This is a genomic window from uncultured Mucilaginibacter sp., from assembly GCF_903893715.1.
In the GTDB taxonomy this organism is placed as follows: domain Bacteria; phylum Bacteroidota; class Bacteroidia; order Sphingobacteriales; family Sphingobacteriaceae; genus Mucilaginibacter.
Window position 1 is genome coordinate 1 of the sequence record NZ_CAITNG010000053.1, and the last position, 4,393, is coordinate 4,393.

6 protein-coding genes are annotated in these 4,393 nt (G+C 44.2%); all 6 read right to left on the reverse strand.

Annotated elements, in window-relative coordinates:
• Nucleotides 1-276: hypothetical protein (locus QZX97_RS07175; RefSeq protein ID WP_295664511.1), on the reverse strand; the 276-nt coding region annotated here is incomplete at its 3' end.
• Between the two features lie 3 nt (nt 277-279).
• Nucleotides 280-1,236 (reverse strand): aspartyl protease family protein, encoded by a 957-nt coding sequence (locus QZX97_RS07180; RefSeq protein ID WP_295664513.1) that lies wholly within the window; start codon nt 1,234-1,236, stop codon nt 280-282.
• 586 nt (nt 1,237-1,822) lie between these two features.
• On the reverse strand, nt 1,823-2,584 hold the full coding sequence (locus QZX97_RS07185; protein ID WP_295664515.1) for an MBL fold metallo-hydrolase: 762 nt from the start codon (nt 2,582-2,584) through the stop codon (nt 1,823-1,825).
• Nucleotides 2,581-2,853, reverse strand: a complete 273-nt coding sequence (locus QZX97_RS07190) for a hypothetical protein (protein ID WP_295650140.1) — start codon at nt 2,851-2,853, stop codon at nt 2,581-2,583. The genes QZX97_RS07185 and QZX97_RS07190 overlap by 4 nt, the downstream gene beginning before the upstream one ends.
• Before the next feature lie 116 nt (nt 2,854-2,969).
• Complete coding sequence (locus tag QZX97_RS07195) at nt 2,970-3,650, reverse strand: outer membrane lipoprotein carrier protein LolA (protein WP_295650143.1); 681 nt, start codon at nt 3,648-3,650, stop codon at nt 2,970-2,972.
• Nucleotides 3,651-3,711: 61 nt separating this feature from the next.
• Nucleotides 3,712-4,393: DNA translocase FtsK (locus QZX97_RS07200; protein WP_295664517.1), on the reverse strand; the 682-nt coding region annotated here is incomplete at its 5' end.

Sequence of the window (4,393 nt, forward strand, 5' to 3'; positions counted from 1 at the left end):
AAGCGTAATAGTTTTCTTGCCCGATTGACGTACTTCCCAACCATCCTTTAGCAATTGCGAAAACTCATTGTTAAGCAAATTGTCTACGCTGATACCATGTATGTCGGCAATCCGCAGCAGACTGTCTATTTCCTCTTTCTTCAGTTTAAGGTCAATAGTCAGTATCATATTGTCGTTCTCGATGACAAAATCCACCCGTTGGTTTTGCGCCACGGAGCGTTCGATGCCAAAAAGCAACAACAAAATCATCAATCCTATGTACCTTGTCCCTCTCATCTGCTACTGGTCTTTACTAATGTACATATCAAATTGTTTTTTAACGAAGTTAATGGTAAAAACGCCACGAGCAAAAAAGTCGAAGCCAAGCATACCATCAACACTATGCCCGTACGATTTCCCCATCTTATCCATACTGGCTATTAAAAATTTATTATTCTCGAAGTTGCGCCCACCAATTACCAATTTATCAAAACGGGCATATATCAGTTCGTAAGTGCTGCCACCTATGCCTGTCAGCTTCGACCGGTTGATGACCTGTATGGATGCCGCTATTTTTTTTGATAAACGGTAATCTATCAGGTTTGTCTCGGCCCCGGTATCAAAAGCGAACCAAAACGCGTGCTCACTAATTTCGGCTTTCAGGTATAGGGTATTGTCGGCATAGTTAAACGGCATCGACAAATACGGATCGTGGAAGATCTCTTCACCGGCAGGGATATTGCCGTCCTTATCCAGTTTGTGTATGTACAGCTCGTTTTGAAAAAGGTCGACCGTGATGGCGAATTTGGCAAACAACCTGGTTCCCAACAAGCCCAAAACCCTTACGCCGCGACTGTTTTCGATGCCCGAAAGATCGGTAACATCTGCCTGCAGGCGGTCGTAACTCAGTTCGGCAATGTTGAATTTTTTTACGATGGTTTGAAAAGCGGTCGCATCGCCGTTAATACCCCCGGCATCATCGGCGTTGCCATAGCGTATAGCATCCCTGAAATAAGTTTCATTCAAAACCAGATAAGGCGCGCCGGTATCTAAAATAAAATTGCCCTGCAGCGAATCAATCTTCGCTTCAATCATGATGAGGTTTTGAGCCCTTTTGATCGGGATGACCAGGGTATTGAAATCGCCTTGGCCGTCGGGGTCTATCATCCTTGCACCCGGGAAGGTAATATTACCTGTTGGAAGAACTATTGTTTTATCAGCGGCCCTTGTTAGCGGGGCAGTAAATAAAAGCAACAATAAACAACAGGTACGAAAAATCATCGGCTATAAGGTAGATGTTCGTATATAGACGTTGGTATGATTGTTTATGTTACAGGGAAAATATGTTTTGGGTGATTACATCTCCAACTTCAAACCATCATAAGCCAATCGTACGTTGGTCGGCAGTTCCAAAGCTACGCTCGACAGTTTACTTAAGCGGGGATATTTCGACCATTGAAAAAATGCATCAAAGAAAACAATACAATAAGAAACGCAAACCCAATCATCTCCGGCCACATATAATCAAATTCCCCTGAAAAAAATATTTTCTTAAATGAAGGAAAATTCCCTTTTCGTACTAAAAAGATAATGATTTTATATACAAAAATCAGCGAACGGCCAATAATTTTAAAGAAATCGGTAATATATGACATACCTTAATTTGGATCATTAAAGCTTTAATAGTGGCTGTAATAGGTTTTTAACCTCAAACTACGTTGTTGTTATTAACAACCATACGGAGTCGAGTAAACATATAGCAATATAAAGATAATTTCTTTTTAAGTTAGAATAACATTTTTCCTGCTATGATGATGCGATGGGTTAAATATTCACCGTGTAACTACATCTCCAACTTCAAGCCATCATAAGCCAAACGTACGTTGGTAGGCAGTTCCAAAGCTACATCAGCATGTTTGCCGAGGCGGTGGCTGATGTGCGTAAACCAGGTTTGTTTGGCGCCCAACTCCTGTGCGAAGGCGATGCCTTCGGCTAAGGTAAAATGGGATATGTGCTCCTCTCTTTGCAGCGCGTTGATAACCAGCACATCTGATCCTTTTATCTTTTCCTTTTCGGCATCGGATATGGTTTTGGCATCCGTAATATAGGTAAAACCGCCAAACCTAAAACCCAGTACAGGCAGTTTATAGTGCAAGACCGCAATCGGCACAACGGGTATACCCTCCACCTCAAAAGGCTCATTGACTATGGTATGCAGATTGAGTTCCGGGATCCCGGGATATTTATATTCATGAAATATATAGGCGAATTCCCGCTTTAAGGCCGCTTGCACACGCTCGGTGGCGTACACATCAACGGGGGCTTTTTGACGATAGTTAAAGGCGCGTATATCATCCATGCCCGCGGTATGGTCCTTGTGTTCGTGTGTAAAAAGCAGGGCATCCAAACGTTTTACATTGGCGCGTAACAGCTGCTGCCGAAAATCGGGCCCCGAGTCGACAACGATCACTTTACCATCGATCTCCACCATCACCGATGAGCGCAGCCGCTTGTCCTTAGGGTCGGCCGAGGCGCACACCTGGCAATCGCAGGCAATAACAGGTACGCCCTGCGAAGTTCCGGTTCCTAAAAATGTGATGGTCAAAGTTGTAGTTTTGTTTGTTTAACCTGGTGCAGCAAAGCAACCTGTTTTTCGTCGAGCAGTTGGTAATCGAGTTCAAGCTCGGTAAACAGGTCGATGATGGATTGGATCTTACTCTCCAGGTTCGAAAATTTATTGATGACCACTACCTTGCTGTTTTGCAACACACAGGCACCGGTTTTAAAGTTCCCTTTCTCGTAACGTACCCTATACCCGCCCGAACGCAACAATTGCTCTAATTTTTCGAGGGTGTGGTTGGTGAGGGTGATCATTTTATTGTGATATGCTTTTTAGTATTGCGATGGGCGTATTGCGTATTGCGATACTAAATTCAAATATAACAGGCTTTATCGCACTACGCAATACTCATTACGCAATACTATCGCAACTATCGAAGATCAACAACTTCCACCCCCGGATGCGCTTTTACATCGAAAGCAAAAAAGGTATCGGGCACGGTGGTATTGGTTGAGAATGTTTGCATGGTATAGGTATACTTATTACCATTTTTATCGAAGATGAGCGCGCTGTAGATTTGCTTTTTGGCTTTGTCTATCATCAAACGCACTTTAAAAAAGGTCTTTTTGTCGTCGGTCGGTGTCATATCGATGGTTTGGCAGGTGATGCCGTTAACCCTGGCTTCGCCGGTGTAGATATATTTAAAGCCTTTTTCGTAAATGGTAAAAATGTGCGCGGGGTTTAGGGCATCGTCATTACTGCTTACATCGTTTAGCTGTACTTCGTTGTCTTTTTTCAAATAGGTCCATTGTTGTTTGCCATCGCTAATCAGCTCCTGAGCCACGCTTTGTGCTTTTGAACCGCCTTCGGTGTACAATATTACCTTAAACTTATTAGCTTTCGATTTTGCCACCAGGGTACCGGTCTGTGTTTCTTTTACATTGGCCTGGGGGCTTTCCAAAGTGTAGGTAAAATTGGTCTTTACTATATCGTAAGTTTTATACTTGCGGCTTACCTCGTTTAAAATAGCTTTCGCCTGGTCGTCTTTTTGCGCCATCGCGGCTGTCATGGTACCTGTTGTCAGCAAAAAAAATATAATTGCGCTCTTCATTATCCTCATTCTATTTATCAATACAAATTACTCAAAAATTGTTCCATCCTTTTGTTTAACGCTAATCTTTCTGATTTATCTCATCCAGGTGGCGCAATAATTCATGTTCATCGTGTATCAGTACCTCGCGGGCCTTACTGCCCTCAAACGGGCCGACGATGCCAAAGGCTTCCAACTGGTCGATTATACGGCCAGCCCGGTTATAACCCAGTTTCATTTTACGCTGTATGAGCGATGTTGACCCTTGCTGGTGCATTACAATTAAATGCGCTGCCTCCACAAAAAGCGGGTCGCGGTCTTCAGGGTCAAACTCCTTCGGACTCGATGCCTCGCCTTCACCCACATACTCGGGCAAAAAGTGCGCCGTGGCATATCCCCGTTGCGAACCGATAAAATCGCTGATACGGTCAACTTCCGGCGTATCAACAAAGGCACATTGCAGGCGGATGATGTCGTTGCCTGTCGACAGCAACATATCTCCGCGGCCTATTAGCTGATCGGCACCGCCCGAATCGAGGATGGTACGTGAGTCTATCTTGCTCTGTACCCTGAACGCCAGCCTTGCCGGAAAGTTGGCCTTAATGGTACCCGTAATGATATTGACCGACGGCCTTTGCGTAGCGATAACCAAATGTATCCCCACAGCACGGGCAAGCTGTGCTAAACGGGCAATCGGCGTTTCTATTTCTTTACCGGCTGTCATCATCAAATCGGCAAACTCATCAACCACCAATACAATAAAT

Coding starts and splice junctions, on each gene's coding strand:
- QZX97_RS07190 (WP_295650140.1), bottom strand. CDS start 2,853: ATGATCACCCTCACCAACCACACCCTCGAAAAATTAGAGCAATTGTTG.
- QZX97_RS07195 (WP_295650143.1), bottom strand. CDS start 3,650: ATGAAGAGCGCAATTATATTTTTTTTGCTGACAACAGGTACCATGACA.